19 protein-coding genes, 1 tRNA gene and 1 pseudogene are annotated in these 23,155 nt (G+C 37.0%); 4 read left to right on the forward strand and 17 right to left on the reverse strand.

Annotated features, from left to right (window positions below):
• Positions 1-138: 138 nt before the first annotated feature.
• The 10 genes and pseudogenes from DK880_RS00645 to lpxK all read right to left on the reverse strand — a co-directional run bounded on the left by DK880_RS00645 (position 139) and on the right by lpxK (position 11,329).
• A complete protein-coding gene (locus tag DK880_RS00645) occupies positions 139-612 on the reverse strand; it encodes a deoxycytidylate deaminase (protein ID WP_109997689.1) in 474 nt (157 codons plus the stop codon).
• Between the two features lie 526 nt (positions 613-1,138).
• A complete protein-coding gene (gene murD / locus DK880_RS00650) occupies positions 1,139-2,479 on the reverse strand; it encodes a UDP-N-acetylmuramoyl-L-alanine--D-glutamate ligase (protein ID WP_109996927.1) in 1,341 nt (446 codons plus the stop codon).
• Between the two features lie 93 nt (positions 2,480-2,572).
• Positions 2,573-2,658 (reverse strand) — tRNA-Ser (locus tag DK880_RS00655).
• A gap of 227 nt (positions 2,659-2,885) precedes the next feature.
• Positions 2,886-3,521, reverse strand: coding sequence for a DUF502 domain-containing protein (locus DK880_RS00660; RefSeq protein ID WP_109996928.1), 636 nt, complete (start codon positions 3,519-3,521; stop codon positions 2,886-2,888).
• A 400-nt stretch (positions 3,522-3,921) separates the two neighbouring features.
• A complete protein-coding gene (locus tag DK880_RS00665) occupies positions 3,922-6,399 on the reverse strand; it encodes a hypothetical protein (RefSeq protein ID WP_109996929.1) in 2,478 nt (825 codons plus the stop codon).
• A gap of 93 nt (positions 6,400-6,492) precedes the next feature.
• A complete protein-coding gene (locus tag DK880_RS00670; RefSeq protein ID WP_109996930.1) occupies positions 6,493-6,882 on the reverse strand; it encodes a GPW/gp25 family protein in 390 nt (129 codons plus the stop codon).
• 397 nt (positions 6,883-7,279) lie between these two features.
• Positions 7,280-7,864, reverse strand: a pseudogene (locus tag DK880_RS05500) (transposase); the annotation flags it as partial.
• Between the two features lie 87 nt (positions 7,865-7,951).
• A complete protein-coding gene (locus tag DK880_RS00685; RefSeq protein ID WP_109996933.1) occupies positions 7,952-8,260 on the reverse strand; it encodes a PAAR domain-containing protein in 309 nt (102 codons plus the stop codon).
• Positions 8,261-8,321: 61 nt separating this feature from the next.
• A complete protein-coding gene (gene vgrG, locus DK880_RS00690; protein ID WP_109996934.1) occupies positions 8,322-10,115 on the reverse strand; it encodes a type VI secretion system tip protein VgrG in 1,794 nt (597 codons plus the stop codon).
• A 140-nt stretch (positions 10,116-10,255) separates the two neighbouring features.
• Positions 10,256-11,329, reverse strand: coding sequence for a tetraacyldisaccharide 4'-kinase (lpxK, locus tag DK880_RS00695; RefSeq protein ID WP_162534059.1), 1,074 nt, complete (start codon positions 11,327-11,329; stop codon positions 10,256-10,258).
• 121 nt (positions 11,330-11,450) lie between these two features.
• On the opposite strand from lpxK, the gene DK880_RS00700 reads away from it, so the two are divergent.
• The 4 genes from DK880_RS00700 to DK880_RS00715 all read left to right on the forward strand — a co-directional run bounded on the left by DK880_RS00700 (position 11,451) and on the right by DK880_RS00715 (position 14,968).
• Complete coding sequence (locus DK880_RS00700) at positions 11,451-12,584, forward strand: Nif3-like dinuclear metal center hexameric protein (protein ID WP_109996936.1); 1,134 nt, start codon at positions 11,451-11,453, stop codon at positions 12,582-12,584.
• Between the two features lie 3 nt (positions 12,585-12,587).
• Positions 12,588-13,337, forward strand: coding sequence for a zinc ribbon domain-containing protein (locus DK880_RS00705; protein ID WP_109996937.1), 750 nt, complete (start codon positions 12,588-12,590; stop codon positions 13,335-13,337).
• 379 nt (positions 13,338-13,716) lie between these two features.
• Entirely contained in the window at positions 13,717-14,082 is a 366-nt protein-coding gene (locus tag DK880_RS00710; protein WP_109996938.1) for a TraR/DksA family transcriptional regulator, read from the forward strand.
• Positions 14,083-14,212: 130 nt separating this feature from the next.
• Complete coding sequence (locus DK880_RS00715) at positions 14,213-14,968, forward strand: pseudouridine synthase (protein WP_239302528.1); 756 nt, start codon at positions 14,213-14,215, stop codon at positions 14,966-14,968.
• 111 nt (positions 14,969-15,079) lie between these two features.
• On the opposite strand, the gene DK880_RS00720 is transcribed toward DK880_RS00715, so the two are convergent.
• The 7 genes from DK880_RS00720 to DK880_RS00750 form a co-directional block, all read right to left on the reverse strand.
• Positions 15,080-15,544, reverse strand: a complete 465-nt coding sequence (locus DK880_RS00720) for a hypothetical protein (RefSeq protein ID WP_109996939.1) — start codon at positions 15,542-15,544, stop codon at positions 15,080-15,082.
• 869 nt (positions 15,545-16,413) lie between these two features.
• Positions 16,414-17,409 carry a coiled-coil domain-containing 22 family protein gene (locus DK880_RS00725; protein WP_162534061.1) on the reverse strand — a complete coding sequence of 332 codons (996 nt, stop codon included), beginning with the start codon at positions 17,407-17,409 and terminating at the stop codon, positions 16,414-16,416.
• Between the two features lie 306 nt (positions 17,410-17,715).
• Positions 17,716-18,084, reverse strand: coding sequence for a ribosome-binding factor A (locus DK880_RS00730; protein WP_109996941.1), 369 nt, complete (start codon positions 18,082-18,084; stop codon positions 17,716-17,718).
• 36 nt (positions 18,085-18,120) lie between these two features.
• Complete coding sequence (locus tag DK880_RS00735; RefSeq protein ID WP_109996942.1) at positions 18,121-19,110, reverse strand: pyruvate dehydrogenase complex E1 component subunit beta; 990 nt, start codon at positions 19,108-19,110, stop codon at positions 18,121-18,123.
• 128 nt (positions 19,111-19,238) lie between these two features.
• Entirely contained in the window at positions 19,239-20,042 is an 804-nt protein-coding gene (locus DK880_RS00740; RefSeq protein WP_109996943.1) for a diadenylate cyclase, read from the reverse strand.
• A 667-nt stretch (positions 20,043-20,709) separates the two neighbouring features.
• Complete coding sequence (locus DK880_RS00745; protein ID WP_109996944.1) at positions 20,710-21,351, reverse strand: RING finger protein; 642 nt, start codon at positions 21,349-21,351, stop codon at positions 20,710-20,712.
• A gap of 772 nt (positions 21,352-22,123) precedes the next feature.
• Positions 22,124-23,155: an RluA family pseudouridine synthase gene (locus DK880_RS00750; RefSeq protein ID WP_109996945.1), complete on the reverse strand. Its 1,032-nt coding sequence runs from the start codon at positions 23,153-23,155 to the stop codon at positions 22,124-22,126.

Consider the following 23,155-nt stretch of genomic DNA (forward strand, 5'->3'; position numbering starts at 1 on the left):
AGCATGGACCAATCCGCTTCTATCCTGTAACCGTCTAATCCATGGTAGTAGAAAAAAATATCCATATGCCGCTAATGGAGCGGCTCCCTGTTTATTTACAAAAAATGAACCGCTATAGACCTTTTAGTTAGCTATCCCTTAAAGGTCATATTTTTCTACTGTTATACCATAAGCATGGAGAAAGTTCAATCCTTCCTCAATAGCTAGCTGCTTATAGGTTGCATAGGAATCCTTATAAACTACTTTGGCGATGCCTACCCCAAATATGATGCGTGCACAAGGTAAACAAGGGGAAAGCGTAACATATAACGTGCTGCCTTTTAAATTAAGGGAACTGCCTAATGCTTTTAAAATAGTGTTTTGTTCTGCATGAATCGACAAGGCACAACCGCCTCTTATGCTTCTGGGACAACCCGTAGTAAGCGCCATTTCTTCACAATGATAGGTTCCAAAGGGTGGCCCATTATGCCCTGTGGCTATAATATGACCTCCTTCTACTAATACAGCGCCTACTTTTTTCTTTATACAAGGAGAATGTTCTGCTAATTCCATAGCGGATTTTATAAATGTAGTATGATAATCATATGTTTCTGTAATATTGTTCTTATCCATTTCTAACAGTAATGGTTTATAAAAGATTACTTCAGCTGTTGGTATCCCATTAAAGCTTGTAGAGAGCAACAACTAAACGCTCCCATTGTATAGGGTGAACATATTAAATGGTAATATTAAACCTATATACCGAGCCGGGTTACAATTCTAATTAGTTTTGATGAAAAAAACAAATTAGTTTATAAACTTAGTGCTTAAACTGTCTTTATTTATAGATTATTCCTTACTAATTTAGAGGGACATTTGTATTTGTATTGCATGCATTTTTCTTCTTACTTCTTGCTTGGATATAATGGGTTTCATAGGATAAAATCTATGGCTCCCATGTTATACACATAGGAGCTATGCCAACAATTATTCCGATTAAAGCTTATATAATAAGCTACCACTAAGGCCTAAAATAGTTAGGTGTGTAAAAGGAGGTTATACCCTATGGACTTCTTCCTATAAAGACACAATGGTATGTAAAAAAACACGGCATCCTAATGAATAAGGCATCCTGATAACTCAGACGCTAGCCTAAACGCTACAGCATAGCTGCTATTTCTCTTACACTTTCCTTAAACTGATTTCCCCGCTCCTCGAAATTTTTAAACAAATCAAAACTAGCACAAGCAGGCGATAAAAGAATTACTTCCCCAGGTAGTGCTACAGAAAGTGCAATCCGCAAGGCCTCGGCTATTTGCTTTGTTTCATAGATGGGTATTGCTAAGGAACGCAAGGCATGAAACAACAATCGGTTATCTTTACCTAAACAGATAATGGCCTTTACTTTTTCTTGCACAAGCGGCAACAATGCCGTATAATCATTACCTTTGTCCTGTCCACCTGCTATCCAAATAACAGGACTATAGAAACTATGTAAGGCTACCATAGTAGAGGCAACATTCGTAGCTTTGGAATCATTATAGCAGTCCACCCCTCGTGGAGCCCCGCACCATTCTAAACGATGGGGTAACCCACGAAAAGTAGGCAACGCGGTAACAATGCGGTCTGGAGTAACCCCCGACAGTAACGCTGCTGTAATGGCTACTGTAGCATTATACTGATTATGAATTCCTTGTAAAGGAAGTAGATGGCGATCAATGGTAAAAACATGATTTTGGACAGCAAAATACCATGCCTGCTGGTTGCCAGAGCGTACAGCAGGTTGTATAGGTGCAATAGGGTAGCATTGCGGGGCTACTTTGTATGAGGGAGGGAGGTAATGCTGTAGAAAAGGGTCCTCCTTAGGATAGATGAAATGATCAGCTGCTGTCATATTGCGTATGATATTCAATTTGGCTTTTACATAGGCCTCCATAGAATAATCATAGCGATCTAAATGGTCAGGTGTAATATTTAATAGGCAGGCAATAGCTGCTTTGAATTGTTGCATATGCTCTAGTTGAAAACTAGATAGCTCTATTACGTAATAATGGTAATCCATTTCCGTAAGGCATATTGCAAAGCTATGCCCTACATTACCTACTACCGCCACTTGATAACCAGCCTCTTTTAGCAAATGATAGATCAAATACGTAGTAGTGCTTTTTCCATTTGAACCTGTAACCGCTATGATTTTGCCTTTTGCATAGCGTGCAGCAAATTCTATTTCATCTATAATGGGGATGAAACGTTTTTTTAATTGTTGAATGATAAGCGATTGATTAGGAATACCGGGACTTTTAACTACTTCATCGGCATCTGCTATCTTTGCTAGCGTATGGAAGCCTTCTTCATAAGGAATCCTATGCTCAATGAGCATCTTTTTATAAACCGTAGCTATACGAATGCTATCTGAAACAAAAACATTCCATCCTTTTTTTTGGGCTAAAAGTGCAGCACCTGTACCACTTTCACCCCCACCGAGTATAGCTAATTTCATCACAATATCGCTACTTTTTTACATACTATCCAATCGCGTTAAAATCCAGATCGTAAATTAGGAAAAAATAGGAAACGTAAAACAGTTATTATGAGGAGGGTGAGGGATTCGAACCCTCGGTACCGTTAAGGCACGACGGTTTTCAAGACCGTTGCATTCAACCACTCTGCCAACCCTCCCAATAAGTAGGCAGCTACCTGTTAGATCCTACCCCTATACCCTGATAGCAAAAAAAGTAATATTACCACAAACAATAATCCATTGGTTCTACTCTATAGGTTTAAAACTTGTAAGTGCTTACGCTCTCTGCGGATTCACTTAATCATCGCAACAAATATACCAATAGTTTTTCATATACCACGTAGCTATACATTACCTCCGCTAGGCAACGTTGCGCACGCATTGGCTACTCATTACAATTCTTTTGCTCTGAGTCATTATCTTTTGTAGAATTAGTAGGCTTCTCTTTTTCGAAAGTAGCAATTCCCCCAGATAGGATAAACCGCATCACTTCTGCACTTGGTAAATCCAAAGGCGTAACCAAGGTAGGTGGTAACATAAGAAGCAGACCACTCAAATCATAAGAATTAGGAAAGTAAACGGCTATATAATCGGGCATGGCAAGCACTTCTAAAGAAGACTTTGTAATAAAACCTATTCTATAGATTTGCATGGATCGATCCATTAATACCATAACAGGTCGATCAAACTTGCCTTTGCTACTGCTGTTTACAAAAGCAGTCGTAAGATCCTTTAAGGAAGCATACAGTACACGAATAAATGGAACTTTTTGAATTAGCGCCTCTGTAAAGCTAAAGGCAGACTTTACCAATAAAGCCGTACCTACATACCCTAATAAAGTCAGTACTACAATGATAATAAGCATACCTAGCCCTGGAATAGAGCTAAAGTTAGCTATACCATCTATCTTGCGTAAAACAAGCGAAATAAAATAGAGCGTTCCCCCTAATGGGATGAATAACAATACTCCCCTAAAAAAATAATGCAACAGCCGGTTAATCAAGGATTGTTCGCCTCGCATAGTGCGTTTTATTTGAAAAAACTCTAAAATAAAAAATACAACTAAACCACCCTATAAATATAAAGTATTTTTTAACTATTTAATCAAATAACTACTCAAATACGCTTTCTTCGTTTTAGATTATACGCAATAATTACCAAATCTAGTCCATTCCATGCTCCCATTAGCTTACTATATGCACTACACTTCTAATCTAAAAGCTATGTAGCGCATAGCTATGTAAAGTAGCTACAGGGCCTATTGATAGACTTTAGCAATTACAATACCAAAAACAAAAGTGCTGGTTGCGTTATAATGCTTTATTTCTTAGGTCAGCGTAGCCAGATATTTTAAAAAAAAGATAGAAACTATTGCCTTATTACAATAGGTAGGTAACGCTAAAGGGGTATTGTGTATTGTATTAAGAAGATGCACAAGCAGCGTTAAGCTGACTACTGAATGATGCAATACAATCCATTAATGCCTTGGCTGCGCTATCTATTTCCCTTTTGCTAGCCGTAGCATTTGCTTTAAGTTGTAGCCATGTTTGGTACCTTTGTTCAAAAGCTTCCATATCTTCAAAGGATAACCATAAAACAGTAATAAATAGATGAGCTGGACTTTCGGTCATAACCATTTCTTCTACTACATGCCTAAAAGAAACTTGTTGAAACCGAGCAGGCCATGCAGGAAAAACTAAAGTCATCCTAAATGAATAAGGGTCATTTACTTCCTCTAACGTATCACTTGACCTCAGTAAAATGTGCTCAATAAGATGAAATCCCTCGCATTGGTCGTTTAAAGATCTGAATAAAGTAAGGCTCTTTTGTACCATATGCTCCGCTTGCGTTAAGCTACTTACAGCGCCTTTGTCCGTAATCAATTCAACGGTATTTTGCTTGACTTTATCAATGTAAAGCAGTATGCTGTAAGCATTATCCTTTTTAAGAATATGGTAGTATGCTTCGTTGATACCATAAAGCATCACCAATGAACGCATGTTTGCATATTTACCCTGGAATATAAAGAGATCCGAATAATCCGTTTGATAGCTTTTTCCTAAGAAAATATCCAAATTCGTATCATGGGCCGGTTTTTTCTCTAAATACATATTACGCTTAATAATTTGATGAAAAATCCGATCCGTTACATCTTCGATGCCTAAATTTCGGTAAATACGTTGCTTAAAACCAGAAGATACGTGCTGCATGCCTCCCTCTCCTGTTTCCTTACTATAGGCAGCTCTCCCTCTGTCTCTACTGATTTCAATGTAATCTTTTAAAAAGAGCGTTTTATTGAGATTAAGGTATTCCAGACGCTTCTCTTCATTTTTAGGGTACAGATGTAAGGAATAAATGGTAAAACGCTCTGCAAAATAGGCCAATAAATGGTCTAGCATCCTAGACCGCTTTTCCAGGCTGCGGATATTGCTTTCTAATATATTATTTATATAATCAACATAACCAGTTGAATCAATTGCTTGTTTGCGATCAATAGCGGTTAATGGATGTTTAAGATCTAAATATTTTTTTTGTACTATAAACTCAAGATCATTGCTTGGATCACTTTCTAGCTGCTTAATAATGTCATCCATACACGGAACATCCAAAGGCAAACGGCCAGCTGGCTTGTTCCATGCGTCACTATAAATAGCCATGGTATGCTTGACATTGGACAACTGCCCCAAATAATTAGCAAAAAGCTGGTCAAAAAACAGCAAATAGCTTTTCAGCTGTTTTGCTTTGGCGTGATTTTCCGGTGGCTCAGAAGGGGCACATCCTTCATGCCCAACATTATAAAGCAAAGGAAAATCCTGCTGTATGGAAACATAATCTTCTAGATGTCTATATGTACCTTCTAAAACAAATAATTCTTCCTCTTGAAGGTAGGCCTTAGTTAAGGTACCTCTTCCTTTCCTATCTTCTAAAAGGGTAGCTACTTTTTGCGCATTGATAGGGATAGGGAGCTCATTATAGGAAAGCATGATGTTGCTTTCAGCCCTATTAAGCGTTAAGAAACTATCTGGTAAAATAGGAACATTAATACTACTGAAATGCCCTTCTTCAGATTCTACAAAAAGTTCAAAATGTAATACCCGCTTAATGCCAGCTACCTTAATAGCTTTTTCTAGCAATTCAACTACATAAATACTAGACCTACTTTTTAGTTCAATAAGTTCTGCCTCATCTATAAATCCTTGCGTTAAAAGTGGTCCAGTAAAGATCTGATCTATGGTTTTACCCTTCTCTAATAGTTGGCTAATGCTGTAGAAAGTGATACGCGGTGAAAGAAACTCCTGGAATTCATATAAGAGCTGAGCTATAATGGCTTCTCCCTCCTCATACCCCAAACAATTGTTTACCTCAAAGGAGGCTTTAACGCTAATAGAAATTGGTTTCATTGCTTCAATGAGGAAAAAGTCTTCGCATAAATTCCTTTTTATATATAATCGCTCCTTAACCAATTCCAAAACCTTTGTTTCATGCGCACTATGCTTTATACGTTCCTCTAGCTCTACAAAGACTTTGTACCCTCCTTTGATGTCATGAGGGGCATCACTTAAACAAATATTGGCATTTTTTACCCCTGGTACGTCTAATACAATTTTTAAAAAATCCCAGCGTGTGAGCGGATGAGAAGGTAAGATTTCCTCCGCCCTATAAAACTGTTTTTCATTAGGTTTTTCTATAGCATCCGGATCATTAGCCCATAGGTCTTCTATGTAGAAGTTTGTTCTATACTGTAAATCCATTACGGCAAAAGCAAGCACTTCCAAAATAGTTATGCCCGGATCATGATTTCCATAGTCGGTCCACTTTTTCCCTGCTAATTGTTGAATATAGGCTATGCCCTGCGCTTTTAGAAAAGAATAATCAAATTCTAATGGGGTATCTGTCATAATCTGCTTTTGTTTTATTGATCTCTAGGAATAGGTAAAGCCCTCTGCAGACTACGCATGGAAAGGGAAAAACGTTATGCTGCTGCACTTGCACTATGGCTGGTAAACATATTGGAGCATATCTTCTATACCCCATTTCCTAACTTTATAACGTATATGCATAGCAATAACTCCCTCTCCATCAGTTGGTGTGGTTAACTGTACCTGGTATACTTCTACTCTTGGCTCATGGTCTGCAATGGCTTGCTTAATGTTGTTTACCATGAACGTTTCTAGGTTAAGATCCAATGGTTGAAAAGCCAATGGCGTAAGATCACAGCCATAATCGTCTTCCATAATACGCTCCCCTACCCTCGTGCGCATTAAAATCATTAAACTCTCCTTAATAGCACGTAACCCTCTTACCATTTCTACTGCATTACTGTGGTAGTTAAAAAAAGGTGGAAACTTCCATCCTACATTTAAAGCATAATTTTCTTCCATGTTAGTTTGTGTTTTTTACTTACTATACTAAAATATAATTATACTTTTCATCTTTCAAAATAGATCACCCCTTCCTATACAAAACAAGCGTTCCTTAAAACAAGGAAGAAGGAATATTTTGTAAGATCTACTCTCTCCTTTACTCTCGTTTTTTTTTGTACTATCGATCCAACCTCACTTAATACAATATAAATAGGAATAATTAGTTTCATCTTCATGGATAGAACTTTTCTATATTAGACATTTGGCATAACCACAAATAATATATTAAAGTTACATTTTAAGAAAAATTTAATAAACGTTACGAGGCCGTTGTGATAGATCGATAGAATAATTTTTTCTATGTTTCTATGCTTATTAGGTTTGATTTTTGACGTTATAGAGCTAGGGAGTATTATTATTTATTGATTTTTAGATTTTTTAATCCATTTTGGATAGACCATCTCCCTAAGTAGCTCTTCCTATAAAGTTTGGAGAGCTCTATAAGTTGGTTGTAGGCTATTGCTTCCATAAGATGTTGTGTATGGATTTTAGCAAGGCCTATATAACGGGCCTGAACTACGGAATCAACTTTTAATGCTTCCAAAGACACGTTCTACCTTATAACGTGTTTTTGTTGCTACCAATGTATTAAACCGTTTATCTGTAGGGGATAAGGGGAGGTTGCAGGGGCTACTTTAGCCAATAAAACCTGTAAAGGACTACTATCATGGCTAGAGGCTTTTGTTGTACTGACTGTTAGAACCAATCCTTCTTTACTTTCCACTAGGAGAAGTCGCTTATAGCCATAGCAAAGCGTATGCCCTTTTTTGGACCAATTTGCTTTCTGGATCTACGCCTTTTTGATAACGCTCGGATACGGTTATAGTGTCATCTTTATGCAGGTCATAGCTTTTTTGCCTTTAGGATGTCTAGGGATAGAGGGAATAGAAACATCCATAGCTGATGAGCCATGTTGAACGTACACATCATGATTAGACAGCATAAGAACATCTTCAGGCTCTTGCGCTCTAACACAACCTGATGGCTTAGCCAGCTTTTGGAAACCTTATGGGTTATACCTCCCTACTCAACCCCCAATCATAACTGTCGGGCACCCTTGCACAAGCATACCACCCATACCTGTTGAATCTCCTAAACGTGCTGCTGGCTTTTTACCTATGAGCACTGTCGCAGACCCTTTAACAATCGTATCTGGATGAGGAGGCGGCCCATTACAAAGTAACGTATCGCCCATCCTAGCTGCGGGGAAAGAACCTATTAGAACGGTTGGACAACCCAACATAACCATACCACCCGTGGCATGGGGAACGGCCGGAACCGCTGGCGTAACCATAGGACAAATGTGCTTATTTAGCAATACGGCTGCAGGTGGCATAATAATAGCATATTAAGTTAGTGATAAACATATAGGTTAGGAATATATATCCATTCATTGGTTAATTAATAAGCACCGTGGTCCCTTTTATAATGGTTGCCATACCAGATTTAACTTCTGTACTAGCGTTTCCATTTAAAATAGCCTTCATAGAAGCTTGTGCGTTGATATTCATACTTTTTATATTTACATTTTGCATTCCCTCTAGGACAACATCTTTCCCTGATTGAATCGAAATATTTCCCTGTGCATTTAAATGAATATCTTTGCTACTGGTTATAGCAACCCCACCTGTACCTAAAACAATTTTATTACTATTTTGATCTATGATCTCAATACTTTTGTTTTTATCGGATAGCTGAATAAGCCCTCCTGTAGCTGTCTTGATTATAATTTCAGGACCTTCTGGATCATCATGAAAGGTAAACTCTAATTTTTCCCTAGAAACAAAAGATTTAAAAAGATTTTTATCATCAATCATCTTAGGGGGGATATGCTTCCCATTGTAGAGGGACCCTAAAATAATGGGGAAACGAATATCATCATTCATAAATCCTACTACTACTTCATCTTCTAGTTCTGGCATAATAAAAGAACCGGCTTGTTTCGTAGCATAAAATGAGGCTAAACGGCACCAGATGCCCTCTTGCGGTTTATCTTGTATCAATGGCAAATGGACCAGAATTCGATTGTTTTTTTGAGGATCTTGCGTAATCTGCTTGACGATCCCAAGCTGTAAACCATGTATGGGCGCCATCATTCCTGCCGCAGGAAGAACTCCAATATCGTGATACTGAAGCATGTAGCGCTGCGCATCTAACCCTAACGTTAAGGTGGTTTCCCATATACCGCTTGATAACCTATGCTGTACACCAGATACATAGGCATCCCCTGAAAAGTTTTTAGCACCTTTGTCAATGGTTATAAGATGATCATGTACTAACTTAGCATTGCCCTTAACAGTAAGGTTGCCTTTTATTTTAGCTATTCTTCTTCGATTTAATAAACTAGTAGCTAATTTTTTTATTTCAGGAGGCGTTAGCATACCACTGTGGGATAGCATAGCAGGACCCTGCTTCGTAGCGGCTGTTAGCTTTTTATAGGATATAGCACCCATAGATTGCTCTCCAGGTTCCTCTGCTTTTTCATTCATCACGCGCTGCTGACTACTATCCCAAACCCGTACCGCTGCCCCTTCCCACTGATCTTTTGAATCTATCTCTGCTTTAAAATTAATGATATCAACACCATACGTATAAGTGCAAACGCCTCTTCCACTGGTTGTAGGTTTTTTAATCGAAATAGTCCCATCTTGTACAACTACAATTTGTCCATTGGCCTCTGCCCGAAGATTTATAAAATCCCAATCTGATATTTCATGCTGTGTAATGCACTCATGTACTACATCAGTGGCTTCTAGTTTGCTACTTAACCCACTGTAGTTACCCAAAATTTTCTTAAAAAAATCACTATCCTTACATTTTTCAAAGTGTACGGTCTTGGGTGTAAGCGTTGTCTTATAAGCAATATCTCGACAAGTTATTGTAAAAGTGGTACCAGCTGCCGCCTGGGCATGTATCGCTAGTTTGGCTATAACGCCTTCAAATAGTTGCGCTAATTTGCCATCGTAGCCTGCCTCTATCACTACCGCAGCACCTACCTCAAAAATTTGCTTATCCTCGTCGGTTATGGCAAAAGTCTTGGATTGTATGCTGCCATCCTGCAAAACAATTTTTGCATAAGGAATTCTATTGATCCTTTTATCCACTGCAATAGATGCAACGGGATAACGGGTGCTATCTAAGACCTTAGAACCTATTTTTAGGGTAAAAGTAACATTACTGGATATGTCCATTACAGCTTCCTAAAGAATTAAAAATATATACTTGTAATTGTAAAAAAGCTAAAAATAACGTGCGCCTTGTCTACCTAACAGAAAGAATATAATACATTTTTTGTTTTTACCTAATATCCTTAGCAGTTGTATGTATGGTTTCATTCGTTCGACCCCCTCCTATCAGGCTTGTAGAGCAGGGTATCAATTTGTGTTATACATTCTTTGTGACCGTTCGATGGCAGAAATCCTACCTCCATTGGAATATAAAGTATAGGGAAAGCAGTCAATAACCCTGTCCAAGGTTGATTTATTAATCGAGCACGATCTTTTTCTGTGGTAATGATAGCTTTATTTACATCTTGTAAGGCATGAAACCTATTAATAATATGTACTATATCCTTATATTTAAACCAATGGTGGTCTGGGAAAGCAAGATGTAGTACATTGTATCCAGCCCTTTTTAAATGGCTATATAGGGGCCATGGATCTGCAATAGCGGTCACCAGCAACAGCGTAGAAGGAACTTTTACTGGTTGATGAGACCAAATGTTAACCGCTTTATGATAGCGGATATAAGTAAAGAAAATAGCACTGGGAGCGTATGTTTGTAGCGTTCCTTGCAGCTCCGTCATGTTTTTTTTTGTTAAATTAGAGGGGCACTTGGTTACAATAATAATATCTGCACGTTTAGAAGCCGCTTGAGGCTCACGTAGCCGCCCTAATGGCAGCAAATGATCTGTAAAAAAAGGCCGATGGAAAGTAGTAAGTAAAATATTGACATGAGGTATTATGGAACGACATTGAAAAGCATCATCTAAAAGCACTATTTCGACATCTGGCCTATAGGAGGTAATGTGTGCGATCCCTTGTATTCTATTTTCACAAACGGCGACCACAATATTAAAGTTTTGTCTGGTTTTTTGATATATCAGCCATGGTTCATCGCCTGCTGTAGCAGCGGTTGTGTGCGCATTAAGTAATCTAAATCCGGAGGATTTGCGCTTATACCCTCTGCTTAATACTGCCACAACTTTTTGTTCAGCAAATAATTGAGCCAAATAAATCACAAAAGGTGTTTTTCCCGTACCACCTGCGGAAAGATTTCCTATATTAACCAACAGAGGTTTTATATAACAGCGACTGGTTTTAATTTTTTTATCGTAAAGAAAATTACGCAACCCCACTACCAAACCATACAACCAGCTCAACAAATGCAACCATATGGATAGCACAGCTATAAATTATAGTTAAAATAAAAGAATATTTATAGTGTAAGTATAATCAAAATTATTTTCTTATTATGCACTAGTTTTGCTAATTTTGTGTTAACTCTTTAGCATACAACAAAGCAATATGACAACAAAAGAGTCCCGATTACATTACAATAGTTCTATGGTGGTAGTATCCGATATAGTCAATTACTTGGAGCAGATCATTCAGTTGCATTGCCCTTGCCACTTGATCAAATCTGGATTGATAGTAGGGGATCTGCATAGCGTAGTTACCGGTGTATTAATCTGCTTAGATATAACGGAAGCCGTACTAGAGGAAGCTATGGAACAAACCTGTAATTTACTTATTACGTATCAACCGTTTATGTTACAACCGTTAAGTTGTATTACGCCAGAGAACTACAAGGGCAGATGTACCATTAAGGCCATAAAAAATAACCTTTCTATTTACGTTTTTTACACTAATCTAGATCCTTTAGGGAATGGCGCTAGCCATGAGATGGCAGAGGCCCTTGCCTTACAGAAAAATCAGCCTCTTTTACCGTGGCAAACAAAAATGTATAAGCTTACTACTTTTGCACCATCCTACGCAGAAAAAAAGATCATAACGGCTTTATATCAAGCAGGTGCTCTTTTGGCCACGTATGAGCCAACGAGGTTAGTAGGTAGTACAGCTGTTAACACGAGCGATGTAACGCATTCCATTTTGCCTAACAACCTGAATATAAACCATACAGAAGAAAAGCAACTTACGTTTACACTACCTATGTATGCTAAAGAAAAGAGTATACAAATGTTATGGCAAGCGCATCCTTATACAACGGTTCCCTATTACTTAGAGCAAATAGAATTAACACTGGAAGATAGTGGAATTGGTAGTATAGGTCTATTGCCTATCCCCTTACCCGCTAAATATTTTCTTAAATACCTTAAAACTAAGCTTGCATTGCCCAATCTTAGGCATACAAGTTATACGGATCAACTCATTTACAAAGTGGCTATTTATGCAGGAGAAGGAAGTTGGTTAGTAGAAACCATATTAGATAAGCAAATAGACGCTTTTATCACAACGGATTTACAATATGCGCAATTTTTGGAAAATAATAGAAATACATTACTGATTGACATAGGCTATGCTGCTGCTCGCTCCCCTATTAAAAAATTAATAGCTGCTTTATTGTTAAAAGAATTTAATAACATTGCAATATTATGCTGTAAAACCATTACCAATCCTATTTACCATATTAACGCTTAACCTATGGATACCAATATTGCGGACAAATTAGCACAACTTTTGCAAATTCAAGAAATGGATATACAACTTGATAACATCATCAAGCTGGGAGGTAGCCTACCAGAAGAAGTACGTGCATTAGAAGAGCATATAAAAAAGCTCTATAAAGAAATAGTAAATAACGAAGGACTTTTATCTTCTCTGCAGGAGGAAATTGCACAAAAGAAAGCATTTACCAAACAAGTAGAAAAAAAGATTCAGCAGTATGAATCCCAGCAAATGGAAGTACGCAATAACAGAGAATATGATATTATCACCAAAGAATTAGAACTACAACAATTAGATATTCAGCTTGCAGAAAAATTTCTACGCACAGCTTATGGCAAAATAGACCAAATAACACTTGACACAGAGGAATTAAAAAAGATTCTTCAAACAAAAGAAAAGGAGATTCTTACAAAGCAACAAGAACTTACCTTGATTTTACAAGCCAATGAAGCAGAATCCTCTTTGTTGCAACAAAAAAGAGAGGTGCTTGTAATGGAACTAGAAGAACTATTATATTTAAACTACGAACGCATTAGAAAAAGTGTTCAAAATAAGCTAGCTGTTGTATCACTTAGAAAAGGAGGGTGTGGTGGATGTTGTATTGTTATTCCGCCTCAACAGAAATTAGAAATATATGAGCGAAATAAAATAGTATATTGTGAGCATTGTGGTAGAATGCTTATTGCATTGGAAAAACCTACGGATCCTTCGCTATTCGTATCCTAACCGTATGCGCAACAGATTGCAAGATGAGCCAAATACATAAGTAGCCAAATACACTAAGCTTCCAAGATCAAAATAAGGTATGTCAATAGGTATGGCTATGGCTAAAAAACAATATAATGTGGGTTTATTCCGTGGCTACTTGCCCTATACTCCTATAAAGGCTAGAAATCAAAATAAGCTACTATGTTATATTGGTAAACGGTTAATGTCAACTAAGAAGTGCTAGTGGTTTTAATGGAAATGTGTCCCTATAAACAAGCGGCCTGCTGAGGGGTAATTGCACAGCTTATAAAGCCAAGAGGGTAGCATTAGTGGATTAACTAGAAAGAGGGAAAACTTATCTTATTTACATTTAGATACCATCTAAAGACAAAAAGTTATGAAAGAAACTATATACTCACCTGAAGAATTAAAATTCTTTGAAAAGATTCTTTTAGAAAAGCTAGATAAAGCACATTACGAACTTCAGGTATTGGAAAAGACATTAAGTCGTCAAGAAGCAGGGCTTGAATCACCTGGTAGATTGTTTGAGGAAAATGCAGAAGTTATAGAAACAGAAAATATAGGTCAGCTAGCAGAACGGCAACAAAAGTTCATAAAGCAGATTGAATCAGCGATTCAACGCATTAAGAATGGAACCTATGGCATTTGTGTTTTAACGGGAAAAGCAATAGGAAAGGAACGTTTAAAGGTAGTCCCACATACTATGTATGCAGTAGATGCGAAAGCTAAAACACCTAAATAGCCTAGATGGATAGTTTTAAAGCAGGTCCTTACTTACTATTAGGCCTCTTTAGAACTAAACATCGTGTAACACAGTTAAAGATTTCCCAAACAAAAAAAACAATTTATAACCGAACTTTAAGGTTATATTTATGAACATCGAAAGAAGTTTACTGTTTATGTCAGCTTGTTCTCTCCCGCTTATACGTTTAAATAAATTTATCAGTAATGCGGGGATATGTGCTAGAAGAGCAGCTGATCGATTAATTGCATCAGGTGCTATTACCGTAAATGGGCATCCCGTACGAACAGTAGGCACAAAGATAACGCTTTCTGCAGTGGTGGCCTACAAGGGTACTATTTTACAGGCGGCAAAGCCAACCTATATACTATTGAATAAGCCAAAGGGCTATGTAAGCACATTACAAGATCCGGAAGGCCGTAAGACAGTGGTGGATCTCATCAGCAAGCGCTATTGTGCTGAACGGGTTTATCCTGTTGGTCGATTAGATTATGACACAATGGGCTTGCTTTTACTTACCAACGATGGGGCACTGGCCCAACAGCTGGCACACCCTTCCAGCCAAGTGCAAAAATATTACCATGTAATATTGGATAGGGCGATACAAGCTGATCACTACCATAGCATTCAACAGGGTATCCTATTAGAGGATGGCTTTACTAAAGTAGATACACTAACCATAGCAGTAGATAACCCTCGTCAACTAAACGTAGCATTACATATGGGCAAAAACCGCATTGTACGAAGAATTTTTGAACATTTTGGTTATACTATTCAAAAATTGGACAGAATAGGATATGCCCACCTTACTAAAAAAAACATACCACGTGGTAAATGGATTTTTCTGGATCTTCAAGCAGTTGCTAAGCTTAAAAGCTTATCTTAATACGACCCTAAGCTTATTCGCTATTTGTTTTTAGATAAAACCATTCCTATAGCTACAAGTTAGGGACCGCTGCTCCCCTATTCCGGATTTTTATTAGTTGTTACTTGACTGTTATTTCCTGAATTTGATACGAAACGCTTCCTCTATCTCACTATATACAACCGCACGTACTATGTTTAATCGCTCTTCTTGCGTTAAGGTTGCCCATACCTCCTCATTCATGTATCCCTTTCGATCCATATGAAAATCTGCTATACTCTTTTCCACTACCATACCCACTTCTATTGGATCCCACTCTGCCTCTTTGTCTACCAAACATTCCCTTCGCTTAAACTTAAGAAGCCAAATCCGCTTATCCTTATTATCTATATGTATATTGCTTCTCTTCCCCATGCCAAAAAAAGAAAAACACTTCTTAATGCTATCAGGAACCTTACAAACATACTGCCTATCCGCCTGCGAACAAGAGAGTGTAGCTATCCCTATAAAAAGAAAACAGATAAGCCTTCTCATCCTTAAAGCAGTAAACCAAACGCAAACGTAATTATAAATGAATAAAATGGATGTATTTCCCATAGTAAAAAATATATTTATTTATATAGCAGAATAGTTACCTGGCGTATACGTATGCACTACACACCTGAAAGGAGGAAATGCTACGCCGTATCTCTTCCTCCAATCCGTTATTAAAAAATCCCCCACTGCTCACTTTGTGTTTTAAACAATATGCCTCAACCATTATTATAAGATAAAAAAACAGCCAAAAATTTTAAGCACCACTCACTTCCAATGAAAAGCATTCATCTTTACAAATAAAATAAACTGATATACAAAAAAAAATACACACATAAGCACACTACTATAATAGAAACACCAAGTTATAGCAGTGTTCACTGTAAATAAGCAAAGCTGCTATCCTATCCTCAAGAAAACCTGGCTATATACGCATGTATGGCAATTTTAATGCAAAATCATCTGTATGTCATATTATTTATCCAAAAATACCAGAAATCAAATTTACAAAACCCTGAGCCGCCTTTCGTTTCTGTTTTCAAGATATGTTACTCTACTTCCGGGTTAGCCAACTGAATGCCATGTTCATAAAGCTTATTGTCCTGTTTATTATCTCTTTCAATTTGAGTAGCGTTAAGGTGATCAACCCAGTATCCAGATTACAACTTACGCTCCACAGAATAGTTTAATTATATTATAAAACAATATATAATTAATTATATAAGATTGCACAAGTATGCGTTTTGTATTTAATATTTTATGCTGAATTTTAAATATTTTTAATTTACAAACTGATTTATAGTAATTTTATAAAAAATACTAAACCCCATTTTCCTATTGCACCATCTATAATGGGATAGTCATAAGTAGACTTTTAATTAAGTGACCCAAAACACTATTTTTTAGCAGGAACACCCCTTGATGCATACGACCTAGCGCTTACTTTCCATAATACTTCTTATTTCTTTTATACTTTTTTCTATTATTTCCTCCTTTTTTTTTACCCTGCTTATTGTTTCACTTTGCTCTTCCAATATAGAATTGCATCGATCTTTTTCCCTTTGCATTTTTTCATAACATGATTTCAGACAGGTATATGCTTCCTCTTCTCGTTCTTCATAATTATGCACCTCTTGTTTTAATTTGCTGATAAGGCCCTCTTTCTTTTTGGTGTCTCTTTTATACTGGTCAATTTGTTCTACCTGCTCCTGATATAATTGGTACAGCTCCTCATACTTTTCTTTTATCTCATGCCTAGATTTGCTCTTTTCCTCAAGCGCTGATTTTAATTTATACAATTGATAATCTGAATTAAAATACAAATCTTTAACCTTTTGATATAAATCATCCAACTCTTGAAAATCCTTCTTTTGCGCATTAATGATTTGATTTTTAGCATTTATATTTTGCTCATATTCAATACAGATATTTGTAACTTGATCTATTTGAGCATAAAGCATCTCATTATCTTCACTTATATCACATAAGCCTTCTCTTACTTCTTGTAATTTTTCTATCAAAATTTGCATTTCCGGTAACATGGCTCCATGCTCTTCCCGAAATGCTTTTAATGCTTCACGAAACTTTTGAAAGGATGATACGCCTATTTGCCCAGGTTGCTGCTCTATATGGTAAAAATTATTGTGCCTATCAGCCGGTAATGGAAAAACATAAGCGGTAAAGTTGGGAACTTTATTCGTCATTCTATTTGTTAACCTAGAATTTTTCTGATTCAAAGTTTCCCTCCCTCTTTTATTATTTTCGACTTTATGCCTGTCTTGCGCTCTTGCTTCAGCTTGTTCCCTGGTATTACAACCGAATATACGCTTTATTAAAGGCTTCTCACCAATGTATGTACTCTGGTGGGTACAACACACTGAAAAAATAGCCAATACCCATAATAGGCTATTCCGTATAAAAAATATCAATAACCTATGCTTATGATAATCGGTGTTATTGTTTGTTTTAGATTTCTGCATGTAATATAGAATGAATTATAGTTAGATAAAAAGTAGACATAATAAACTATTGCTTACAAGAAGTATAAATAATTTACCTACAATAATCAATGCTGCTATTCGTTTTATATTTTTGCATAATTAGCACATTATCAATGCTATACAATTTATATTCTCCTGATTACTAGGGACATAAATCTTTTATTAGGGCTTATATTATTATAGGGAATGTTCTGCATAAGACGCCTACTGAAGCAATAGAACGAACCACATCACCTAGTTATCCATAGACAAGTCGAGCTGGTCAATTAAGGAGGTAATACGGTCACCTTGGCGTACCGTATTGTCAATATAAAACTTTAGATCAGGAACTCTACGCATTTTATGCGCTATTCTTTTAGCCAATAGCTTGCGGATACTATTTTTATGACGCGTAATTTTTTGTAATAAAACTGCTTTTTGTTCATACAGCGCAACACTCAAATAAACCCTTGCGCTACTGTCTGCATTGCGCATCGTTACAGCCGTAACAGAAACCAATGAAGGACCCAATAGCGCAGCTGCTTCTTGTAAGAAAAGCATTCCTAGCTCTTTCTGTAACAACCTAGCAAGTTGTTCGGATTTAACAGCATGCATATGAACCATAAGCTGTAAATAATGGACAAGGGAATAGTGTAAGGTTTAATGTGATGTTTTTCTATATAAAACAGTTTGTAATGCAGCTACTGTTTTGGCCACATTGGGCAAAACCGCTTCTACCAAAGTAGGTGCGTAAGGTAAAGGAACATCTAAATTAGTAACCTTTTGAATAGGGGCATCTAAATAATCAAAAGCCTGTTTCTGCACCTGATAGGCTATTTCAGAAGCAATAGAGCCCAGCGGCCATGCTTCCTCTACAATTACCAGGCGATTGGTTTGCTTTATAGATTGTACGATAGTTGCGATATCTAGGGGCCGCACACTACGCAAATCGATCAACTCTACAGAAACCCCTTCTGCCTGCATAGTTCGTGCAGCTTCATGCGCTACTTTTACCATTTTGCCAAATGAAACCAACGTTACATCGCGCCCTGTTTGCTGCACATGTGCAGTACCTATTGGCAACAAGTATTCCGTTGAAGGAACCGCCCCTATATCACCATACATCAATTCTGATTCCATAAATACTACAGGATCATCATCTCTAATAGCGCTTTTAAGCAAGCCCTTGGCATCATAAGGATTAGAGGGAACTACCACTTTTAACCCTGGACAATTGGCATACCAATTTTCAAAATTCTGGGAGTGCTGTGCGGCTAACCTACCTGCATTACCAGTAGGTCCCCTGAATACAATCGGTACATGGTACTGACCACCAGACATAGCATAGAGCTTAGCTGCCCCATTTACAATTTGATCAATGGCTACTAAAGAGAAATTAAACGTCATAAATTCTATAATGGGACGCAATCCATTCATAGCAGCTCCCACCCCTAATCCAGCAAAACCACCCTCACTGATAGGGGTGTCAATAACACGCTCTGGCCCAAAATGGCCTAACATACCTTGGCTGACCTTGTAGGCACCACCATATTCCGCTACCTCCTCTCCCATTAAAAAAATGGCATCATCCCGCTGCATTTCTTCCATCATTGCCTCTCGCAATGCTTCCCTGAATTGTATCTGCCGCATCTTTTATGTTTTAATATATGGTCTATATATAACGCCCAGCCCTGCTAGTCCAGGCCCAAATGCCAACAATAATAACGCGCTCCCACTTCTAGGCACGCTCTAATAGCTTACGCCTGTAAAAAAACCGCTTACCCACGCCATTCCTTATTTAAATAATCCTTAATGGTACTCCTAATTTCTTGCACAGATAAATTGCTTTCTATTTTTCCATTTCTAGCTATAGATACCTGACCAGATTCTTCCGAAACAACTACTGCTAGGGTATCTGTTATTTCTGTAAGCCCCAGCGCCGCTTTATGCCGTAACCCAAAATAAGAAGCTACATTGGGATTTTCTGTTACAGGTAAAATACAACGTGCCGCTGCAATCTTATTGTTATGTATAATAACTGCCCCATCATGCAAGGGACTTTCTTTATTAAAAATAGCAATCAATAGCCGACTAGATACTACGGCATCAATCAAATCACCAGATGCCTCATAGTACCTAAGATCTGCATCTTTTGTGAAAACAATAAGCGCCCCAATATTTCCTCTCCCCAATACTTGTACTGCCTTTACAACAGGGGTTACATCTATTTCAATTTTCTGAGGGAATAACCATGGAAATAGCTGAGCAACTATTCCTTTACCAATCCCTGCACCTTTACCTAAAGTGGATAAAAAATAACGAATCTCCCGCTGAAATAGGATGACAGAAAAGAGAGGTGCTAACCCTGTAAATTTAGAAAAAATAATACCTAGATACCGTAACTTAAGCGCCTCAACTACCCTATAGCATAGATATATGATACCAAAACCTAACGCAATTTTTATGGCTGTACTGCCTTCAATTAACTTATATACTATATACAGCAATAACGCAACTAATAGTATATCAACTACATCTAAACAGCTTATCTCTTGCATACAAGGGGGTAAGTTGTAAGGCATAAGATAGAAAGTTTTGCAACTGCTGCTTATATTATATTAAAAACGACCTTATACCAAATATAACTATTTTATATAGATATATTTCTACTAATATTCTTTATCTTTCAAGAGTTGATTACTTTCTTTACTAATGCTTGAAATCTATTAAGCAAAATATATATATCTAACAAAGTATAATAGTGCATTATTCTTTAGCCAAATTATTATGAAAAGCCTAATAACGTTTGTTCCATAGCTGGTGAACTAAATTTTTCTTGCTGCTATATAGTATACATGCTGCTGCTATAGTGCATATAACCTTTGCGGTTGTGCGCTCTATTGAGATATTACTTGTAAGGAACCCGCTAATGCATATATTATCTCATACTGATCCGAAGAAACAGATACTTCAATTTTTATGTCTATGATGTATAATTGTTTAGGCAAACTTTTGGATTACTGTACGGCAGCCGTATTGGTATTTATGCGTTTCACTTTGCTTGCATTGGCCTATAACAAACAGAAGTAAATTTTTAACACGGCAATATGTTTATTATGCTTTACTTTTAGCGAGAGATATAGCATAATATAACTAGTTGCCTATCTTTATAGCCTTAAAGTATAAGAGTAGGATAAACACCGAACAATACGCAAAAACTATTTAACGAATATGTTATTGATAGTACGATCACTCCAGGGGAGTTTTATTTTTTATGTTTTTTATAAATGCTTCATTAATAGTTGTTCTACATATAGGACAGACAAGTTGCATTTTTATTGATCTACATAAACAGCTCAAACAAAAAGCATGCCCACAAACCATCCTTCCATTTTGATCAATATGCTGTGGAAGCGTTACTTTGGAACATTCGGGTTCTCCTTCACCATCCATTTGATGCATGCATATTACGCAATAGTCTTCCTGTTGATCCTCTTTCTCCCTCTGTTCCTTATCTATTTCACTGCATATGATTGCACGTATTATATTTAATCGCTCCTCTTGCGGCAATTCTAGCCATTCTTGATCTTCTATACGCTTATCTATTTGCTTTTGTTGTTGCTGCTCCTGATTGCCCCGCTGGCTTCTTCTATTTAATACGTTTTTCGGTAATTCCTGCTCCTTTCTTGGATTTTTATTGCTTAAACTACAAGTTCTCGCTGTTTGCTCTTGTTGTTGCTGCTCCTGATTGCCCCGCTGATTTCTTCTATTTAATACGTTTTCCGGCAATTCCTGCTCCTCTCTTGGATTTTTATTGCTCAAACTACAAGTTCCCGCTGTAAACAATAGGGAAGCCCATAATAAAAAAATTTCCTTAAAAAATTTGACCATTCCTATTTTTTATCATGCTATTAACATTACTTGATTCAGTATGGTATGATAAATATGTATTATCTGCTATTCGTTTTTAAAGATTGATAACTCCTTAAATAGCACTTTCACGTATCATTATCAATAAAAAATAAAATATAGTTTCCCCAATTAAAGAAAAGCCTACTACAGCATCCCTTTTCAAGAGCTGGCTGTATTTGTCGCTATATTGCGGATGCTTCAAGATTTAAATGTATAATACAATACAATTATAAATGTATGTTTAAAATGCTACAGAGGAAATTACAGTTTTCTCTATAAATCTCCAATAATTTTTCCGTATTATAAAGTTTGCTCTAAATGATAATTTCCTATTTTGGTATTATATAACACATATAAATTAAGCGTCAACTTCTAAGTATTACCCTAAAGCTGTACAAATTACGCACATAAATACTTTTATTGCAGATCAGTTCAAATGGATAAAAGAAATCTACGGCAGTTCATACAAATAAATAGGGAAACATAATAAGCTTATAAGTCAAATATTTCTAAACTTATAACTAATTGATTTATAGGATTTTTTGTTGTACATAAGCGTACGGAATAGACAGGTCAATGTAACAGCCAATAGATTTAAGGTAACTGTTTTAATATTTTTAAGGATAAAATTTCATCTTATGAATGAATCCTTTAAATGCTAATGCAACAAAAAATCTATGTTTATCTTTTTGGAATTTATGTTTACAAGCGGATCTTACGATACTATGTTTAACTATAGCCTCATTGCACATTACTTTGCATGATGACCTATCGCAGCAGCCACATATTTTTTCCATTTCTCGATAAGTTTAGCAAAGTTTTCTGGTAACGCTGCTTCAAATGACAGAAAAGAATGCTTTATAGGATGTGTAAAACCTAACACGGCAGCATGCAGTGCTTGATGGGGCATAAGCTTAAAACAATTATGTACAAAGGCTTTATAGGAAGCATATTGCTGACCACTTACTATACGCGTACCACCATAATAAGGATCACCAAATAGGGGATGACCTATATGCTGCATATGTACCCGAATTTGATGCGTACGACCGGTTTCTAACGTACATTTTACCAACGCAACATGATGGAACCGCTCTATAACCTGATAATGGGTAACGGCATGTTTCCCTTTGCCAACCATAGGGGAATTCACAGCGACTTGACACTTATAGCTGCTTTTGATTAGAGGAACACCAATAGATCCTTTATCTTCTTTAGGGTTCCCCCAAATCAACGCATAATAGGTACGTACTACCTTATGATCATAAAATTGCTTTTCTAAGGCAAGTAAGCTTGCACTGCTCTTAGCAACGACTAATAGGCCTGAAGTCCCTTTATCTAAGCGATGTACCAATCCCGGCCTGGTAGGCAACTGATCTTTCAAAGGAAAATGTTTATAGTAATGCAGCAGCGCATTGGCTAACGTACCTGTCTGATGGGTTTTATCTGGGTGCGTCACCATTCGAGCGGGTTTATGCACTACAAGCAAATCTTCATCTTCGTATACAATATCTAAGGCCTTATCTTCTGGGATAAGACTATCTAAATGAGGAGGAAAAAAGATAGAAGCGGTTATAGTATCTTGAGGCTGCACAAGATAATTGGCTTTTAAAATAGCCTTATTATTTACAGCAATACATTGATGGGCAATAGCCTCCTGTATTTTATTCCGACTAACCTGTAAGGCATCTGATAAAAACTTATCTATACGGATAGCTGCATCCGCTTCACTAACCGTAATACGATACAGCTTGTAGGGATAAGAAGAAGAAAAGGTTTCCAC

Origin of the sequence: Candidatus Cardinium hertigii, from assembly GCF_003176915.1 — a bacterium.
GTDB classification, from domain to species: Bacteria; Bacteroidota; Bacteroidia; order Cytophagales; family Amoebophilaceae; genus Cardinium; species Cardinium hertigii_A.

Bases quoted from the DNA above. Each gene is read 5' to 3' on its own strand.
- DK880_RS00660 (WP_109996928.1), bottom strand. From the start codon at position 3,521: ATGCGAGGCGAACAATCCTTGATTAACCGGCTGTTGCATTATTTTTTT.
- murD (WP_109996927.1), bottom strand. From the start codon at position 2,479: ATGAAATTAGCTATACTCGGTGGGGGTGAAAGTGGTACAGGTGCTGCA.
- DK880_RS00740 (WP_109996943.1), bottom strand. From the start codon at position 20,042: ATGCCTTACAACTTACCCCCTTGTATGCAAGAGATAAGCTGTTTAGAT.
- DK880_RS00730 (WP_109996941.1), bottom strand. From the start codon at position 18,084: ATGGTTCATATGCATGCTGTTAAATCCGAACAACTTGCTAGGTTGTTA.
- DK880_RS00710 (WP_109996938.1), top strand. From the start codon at position 13,717: ATGAAAGAAACTATATACTCACCTGAAGAATTAAAATTCTTTGAAAAG.
- DK880_RS00715 (WP_239302528.1), top strand. From the start codon at position 14,213: ATGAACATCGAAAGAAGTTTACTGTTTATGTCAGCTTGTTCTCTCCCG.
- DK880_RS00665 (WP_109996929.1), bottom strand. From the start codon at position 6,399: ATGACAGATACCCCATTAGAATTTGATTATTCTTTTCTAAAAGCGCAG.
- DK880_RS00700 (WP_109996936.1), top strand. From the start codon at position 11,451: ATGACAACAAAAGAGTCCCGATTACATTACAATAGTTCTATGGTGGTA.
- DK880_RS00685 (WP_109996933.1), bottom strand. From the start codon at position 8,260: ATGCCACCTGCAGCCGTATTGCTAAATAAGCACATTTGTCCTATGGTT.
- DK880_RS00705 (WP_109996937.1), top strand. From the start codon at position 12,588: ATGGATACCAATATTGCGGACAAATTAGCACAACTTTTGCAAATTCAA.
- vgrG (WP_109996934.1), bottom strand. From the start codon at position 10,115: ATGGACATATCCAGTAATGTTACTTTTACCCTAAAAATAGGTTCTAAG.
- DK880_RS00745 (WP_109996944.1), bottom strand. From the start codon at position 21,351: ATGGTCAAATTTTTTAAGGAAATTTTTTTATTATGGGCTTCCCTATTG.
- DK880_RS00670 (WP_109996930.1), bottom strand. From the start codon at position 6,882: ATGGAAGAAAATTATGCTTTAAATGTAGGATGGAAGTTTCCACCTTTT.
- DK880_RS00735 (WP_109996942.1), bottom strand. From the start codon at position 19,110: ATGCGGCAGATACAATTCAGGGAAGCATTGCGAGAGGCAATGATGGAA.
- DK880_RS00720 (WP_109996939.1), bottom strand. From the start codon at position 15,544: ATGGGAAATACATCCATTTTATTCATTTATAATTACGTTTGCGTTTGG.
- DK880_RS00645 (WP_109997689.1), bottom strand. From the start codon at position 612: ATGGATAAGAACAATATTACAGAAACATATGATTATCATACTACATTT.